The 5,511-nt window shown below is 53.5% G+C and carries 5 protein-coding genes; 1 reads left to right on the top strand and 4 read right to left on the bottom strand.

Going from position 1 to position 5,511, the window contains the following annotated elements:
* Positions 1 to 89, top strand: an 89-nt coding sequence (locus QC823_RS16290; protein WP_422823686.1) for a flagellar basal body rod C-terminal domain-containing protein, incomplete at its 5' end; no start/stop codon positions are given.
* Between the two features lie 146 nt (positions 90 to 235).
* On the opposite strand, the gene QC823_RS15990 is transcribed toward QC823_RS16290, so the two are convergent.
* The 4 genes from QC823_RS15990 to QC823_RS15975 all read right to left on the bottom strand — a co-directional run bounded on the left by QC823_RS15990 (position 236) and on the right by QC823_RS15975 (position 5,460).
* Positions 236 to 847, bottom strand: a complete 612-nt coding sequence (locus QC823_RS15990; RefSeq protein WP_309657337.1) for a hypothetical protein — start codon at positions 845 to 847, stop codon at positions 236 to 238.
* Positions 848 to 943: 96 nt separating this feature from the next.
* Positions 944 to 1,162 carry a DUF6447 family protein gene (locus QC823_RS15985; RefSeq protein WP_309657336.1) on the bottom strand — a complete coding sequence of 73 codons (219 nt, stop codon included), beginning with the start codon at positions 1,160 to 1,162 and terminating at the stop codon, positions 944 to 946.
* Between the two features lie 74 nt (positions 1,163 to 1,236).
* Positions 1,237 to 1,830, bottom strand: coding sequence for a hypothetical protein (locus QC823_RS15980; protein ID WP_309657335.1), 594 nt, complete (start codon positions 1,828 to 1,830; stop codon positions 1,237 to 1,239).
* Between the two features lie 483 nt (positions 1,831 to 2,313).
* A complete protein-coding gene (locus tag QC823_RS15975) occupies positions 2,314 to 5,460 on the bottom strand; it encodes a beta strand repeat-containing protein (protein WP_309657334.1) in 3,147 nt (1,048 codons plus the stop codon).
* Positions 5,461 to 5,511: the final 51 nt, after the last annotated feature.

Here is a 5,511-nt window from a genome sequence, read left to right as displayed (position 1 = left end):
TCCGTTATCAGCAGTACTACCAGGCTAACGCCAAAGTGATTGATACGGCTTCTACTATCTTCGATACAATTCTTGGTCTACGAGGTTAACTACCTAAAGACTAGCGCTAGTTTAGCAGTTCACAGCGGCCATAGGGCCGCGTTTATGCTGCAAGGTAGGGATTTATCGGGTAGTGGCATAGAACGCCGCACAGGGCGACATAGGCGGGCATAAATGCCCGATAGGTAGAATACGATCAACGCCGTTTTTTCTTGAAGCTAAACATATCCACTACATTACTTGTCGATGAAGGCGGCTCATCAAGGGCGTTGGTGTCCGCCTCAGAACGCGCTGCTGCTTCCCGTAACGCCCTGCCTTCCGGTGTTTGGCGTAGGTTATACGGGTCGTCCCGGTTAGGCACGACGTCGACTAATGCGCGGATCAGCTCAGCCTGTTCCGGCACAGAGAGCTTCCTGCCCGCTTCGTAGCGTTGCTCGAACTGGTATTTGTAATCGGGCAATACCTTTAGCCAGCGATCCACGTAGGGATTGATCGAGCCGTAGAACGTCTTGATGAAGGCCCAGCACGATTTCTTGTAGATACCAATCTGGAAGACCACTTCATCGTAAGCGGCTTCTGTTGCCTCCCCTTTCCCCTGCTGAGCAATCAGCGACTCCATCGCCTGCAACAGCATTGGCAAGAAGTCGACATACCCCAGGAGATCAATCCACTTCGCTCTGTACGTGTTCAGCGTGTCGAGATCCAGGGCATAGGCCTGCAGCCGTTTGGCCTGATTGCTTAGCCGCTGATGCTCCCGTTGCGTCAGGATAATCAGCGTGGGTAAATGGGCTTTGAAGTTTTTCGACATCAGAAGGCCAACATCAAATACACGGCACTAACGGCACGCCACCACAGCCGGTTAATAGCACGGCGGTGGCGAATAATAGCGTTACTTTCAACATACTCAGTGCGTCTCTTTCTTCGGCAGTTCTTCACTCAGCGCCCGTGCATACGCAGTACGTGCGGTTTGATAAATCGCCAGCTGCTGGTTGAGCTTTTCGATCTCGGCATCTGTAACACGTAGATTCAAAACCTGATTCTGGGCGTTTTCCGAGAGATCATTGACGTTGTACTCAGTGCCGTCAATCGTGATCGTTTGCTGCTTATCGTCTTGCTTGGCCATGAAGTGGCTCCTTTTGCGTGTGGTCATTGGTGGAAATGCAAAGCGACTTTATCGCTTACATGATACCCGCCTTCCTACGGTTCAAGCCACGGGGTTTGCTTCGTCGATAGGTGCCATAGCTGCTTCCACCAGGGCGTCGACTGCATGTAGTCTCTAAAGTCATCAGCCAATTCCAGCAGTACGCCGTAGACGCCTTCTACGGGAACAATACGCTGATCACCGATGGTCAGTGGCTTGGCGTTAATCTGCTCAATGGCCTCATCCGCCTCGTAGATATCGTGACATTGCCGTAGCGCCTGTTCGACACGTTGGTATTGCTTTCCTACGTGCGTCGGTAGTTTGTCAGCGATATGCCAGGTCATGTCAGCAGGGTTGAAGCTCACACTCACGTTGTCCTTCTCACGATCCAGAGGGCTCGCCAGCTCAATCACGTCAAACGCTGCCTTTTCCACGGCATTGGCGTTCGGTGGCGACATATTCTCAAGCAGCTCAACGAAGCCAAAGGCAACATTGATCAACACCCACTGCGGCTCCTTCGCCACGACCACCGGACAGAGATACCACGCAAAGCCACGACAAAAGGACTCAAAGGGCAATAGCGTTCGCTGCGATTCAAAGAGCGATGCCAAGTCGGAGGGAATTAACAGTTGGTGAGAGAGAAGCGCCATAAGTTTCCTTTCGGTTCAGATAGCGAAAACATGCTCACTATACCGGAGAGCCTTTATAATCGCAGTCGCTACCAACGACAGCGATATGCCACAGGAACCAGAACGCTATCGTTTGGAATCGGTGCAATGGGTAGGCGGGTTGCATCATAGCTACCGGCTAAACGCCGCTTGATATCCATCACCTTACACATGCAGCACTTTCTATTGGCAGTCGCCAAGGATGACGCCTGCCTGAATGGTGTGGTTTAGCGCTCTGTTTCTTCCTCAACGCCATTTCCCAGCCCCAGTATCCTCTTCATACCCACCTTTCCTCAGCCCCAAACGAAGAAAACCATCAGCAAGATGGTCATTTTTTGATCAACTTACAGATCGTAGAATTTTTCACCACCACAGGATACCCAGAATAAAAAACCCCCGACCGTAGTCGAGGGTTTGTCTTACCTTAACCTATCAAGTGATAGGCATCCTTCTCAGGGAGAGGGATTAGGCGATGGTCATGTCACCAGCAGTAATAGTGCTGTCAGACAAACCGGTAACGCCTGTCAGCTCGACCAGGCCGTCGCCTGCGCCAACACCGCTGGTACCTTCAGAGATGAAGACATAAGTGTTACCACTGTCTTCAAAGATGGCGAAATCACCGTCTGAATTGGTTCCAGCGTCAATTGCAGCCTCAACAGCTGTGATCTTCTTGACAAGCGTATCATCGCCTGTCGCGAAGCTCGCAAAACCTTCAGCGTTGATGGCAGCGTTACCGCCAATCGCAGCACCGTTTTGCTCAACTGTCAGGTTGGCACTCCAATCAATGATGTCGCTTGCAGTTGCGAAGTCAGTGATCTTGTCCGCAGCAGCTGCCAGAGCAGTCGCACTTGCAGCTGTGTAATCACCGGTAGCAAAGACAAAAGTGTCTGCGCCCGCACCGCCTGTCAGCGAGTCAGCACCAGCACCGCCTGTGATGGTATCGGCACGATCACCACCAACGATGATGTCAGCCAGATCAGTACCTGTCAGATCGTTGGTGCCAGCACCACCGGTGACGGTAACGCCTTGGGTACCAGTGAAACCATTCAGGTCAACGATCAAGTCACCAGTCAGGTCAGCAGCGTTGAAGTTAGCCAGCGCATCAGTATTAGTACCTGAAGTGAAGCTGAGCTCACGATCACCATCCACAGTGATTGTGTCAACGTTAGACGCGTTGGTGAGATTCAGGATGTAACCATCATCACGGCCAGTTGCGCCATCAGTATTAACGCGATCAGCGGTAGTAACGTTCAGCTTGTTGATACCGTCAACACCAAAGCTCGCGGCGAAAGCGTTTGCTGGAGCACCTGCGGTAGGTTGGTCTACAAGGTCAGCGTTCAGCTTCAGGTTCAAGGTGTCATCGGGAGTGTTAGCACCCGTGGCGCCAGTCATACCAACGTTGAGGGCAGCACTCTGATCCGCAGCAAGGCGGGTTTCAACTGTTGCACCAGAGGTGAAGCCGCTTACGGTAGCTGTCTGCGCAGTGCCAGCACCGCTGTCCACGACATCGCCTGTGACCTGAAGCGAGTTCAGACCAAACGCAGAAATGTCGAAACTATCGTTCGGGGCGGCAGCATCAGTGTCTGCGTCCAAGCCATCGATACGCAAAATTTCAAAATTCTTGATAACCGCACGATCGGCAGCGGCATCAACCGACAGGGCCTGTGCACCTGCAGAGGTTAGGGAAAGTACGTCCGTACCTTCACCACCATCGATGCTGTCTGCAACACCTGCAGAGCTAACCAGATTAGCGGCAGTCGCGTTGTTAAGAGTCACAACGTCGTCGCCTGCACCGGCATCAACGGTTGCGTTAGAAGCCAGATTAACCGTCAGGACATCATTACCTGAACCGCCAGTAACGGCCACATCTTCACCAATACCGAGGCCTGAGTTGTTGACAGTCACACCACCAGTGTTGGCGGATGCGTCGACAGACTCCAGCGAAAGCTGGTTTTGAACCACGACAGAACCTTCACCAGCTACGTTAAGCGTCTCAAGAGAGGTGCCAGCGTTGGCCAGGCTAATGTTGTTGATACCGACTGCCGTGAGGTTAGCAGTAGCAACGTTAGCTCCGGTGATGTCCAAATCCAGGTCGTTACCTGCAGTAAAGTCAGCGACGTCGGTCTGAGCGCTTGCACCATCAACCGTCACATCAACCGAAGTTACAGCGGCGGAGGAAGCGACCAGTACATCACCATTGTTACCAGCATCACCTGTAGCATCGCCATCCGTGATGCTGTCGAGAATCAGGGACTGACCAGCACCCATGGTTGCCGTAACCTGACCAGTAGCGTTGGTTTCGCCACCTTCCAACTCAAGAGTTTTCAGCCCGGCAATTGCTGCCGCATTGACGCTCTGATGATCAGTTGCACCAGCTTTGACCAAGTGCAGCTTTTCAATGTTGGTCAGGCTCGGGATGTTAGCAGCCGCTTGGTCTGTAGTGATCTTAACGGTATCCGTACCAGCAGCACCGTCAATTTCGTCACCCAAGTTAGAAGTTGTGGTAACACCACCATCATCTGCACCCACAAAAGTGTCGCTGCCGGCAGTACCAGTCAGTGAGTCGACACCTGTAGTGAGCGTATAGGTCTGGCCTGCATTAGCGCCTGACGCATCCTGTGCTGTAGCGGTAACTTCACCCACTACTTCGCCATCAACTTCAGCGCGCACCACAAAGTCTTCGGGCAGTTCAGAAACGCCGTCAGCCTGCGGTGTTACGTCGAAGGTCACTTCAGTGCTACCCGCCGGGATCGTAACCGTCTGCGGATTGAAGGAACCCGTTCCGAAGTCGTTGGTGTTGGTGTCGTTCGTACCCGCATTGACAGCCGTACCATCACCCGGTACCAGCGTGAAGGTGACATCGGTGTCAGCATCCACAGCCTGGTTAGCCGTCACGGTAAAGGTCAGCGCGTTGCCTTCCTCAACCGTCTGGCTTGCCGCCGTCAGCTCAAACGTGGTGGCAACGCTAGTGTCGTTGACAGTGACATCGGCTGTGGCTTGGCCGTTGTCCAATGCCAATGTCAGCGTCTCCGCGCCTTCATCAGTGCTTGCATCTTCAGCAAGGGCCACGTCGATGGTAGCGGTGCCATCAGCGCCGACAGTCGTGGTGCCGGTCAGTGAACCACCGACCACGTCAGCGGCGTCAACACCAGAGATGGTGTAAGCCACTTCGGTGCCTTCAGCGACGTTGGTGGTGTCGAGGGTAAAGGTGGCAGTGCCGCCTTCGTTTACTGCCGTGCTATCTGCAGTGAGACTAAAGGTCTGGCCTTCGTCTGCACCGCTGCCTTCTCCGGTCACCGTTACGTCTGCACCGGCAACTTCATCACCGTCAGCCAGTGTCTGACCGCCAAAGGTAAGATCAGAACCGGAAACGGCCATGGTTGCACTGCCGTCAGAGAAGGAAAGCTCTGTGGTAGCGTCAGTACCGGCTGCCACGCTGACCAGGACATCGCCATCAGCGTTGCGAATCTCAAGCGTTGTGCCATTGCGGACAACGGTCACATCAGTCGAGGCAATACCGACAAGATTAACGTCTGCAGTGCCTGCATCCAGACCGACAACGCTGGCACCACTTTCCAGGTTTATTGTCTTCCCGCTGGTATTACCCAGCACTTCGACTTCCAGCCCAGCAGGGATCGGAAGCGTATCAGGGGTAGTATCTAG

Origin of the sequence: Vreelandella vilamensis, from assembly GCF_031451755.1 — a bacterium.
Lineage (GTDB): Bacteria > Pseudomonadota > Gammaproteobacteria > Pseudomonadales > Halomonadaceae > Vreelandella > Vreelandella vilamensis.
This window is presented reverse-complemented; position numbering and strand designations above follow the sequence as displayed.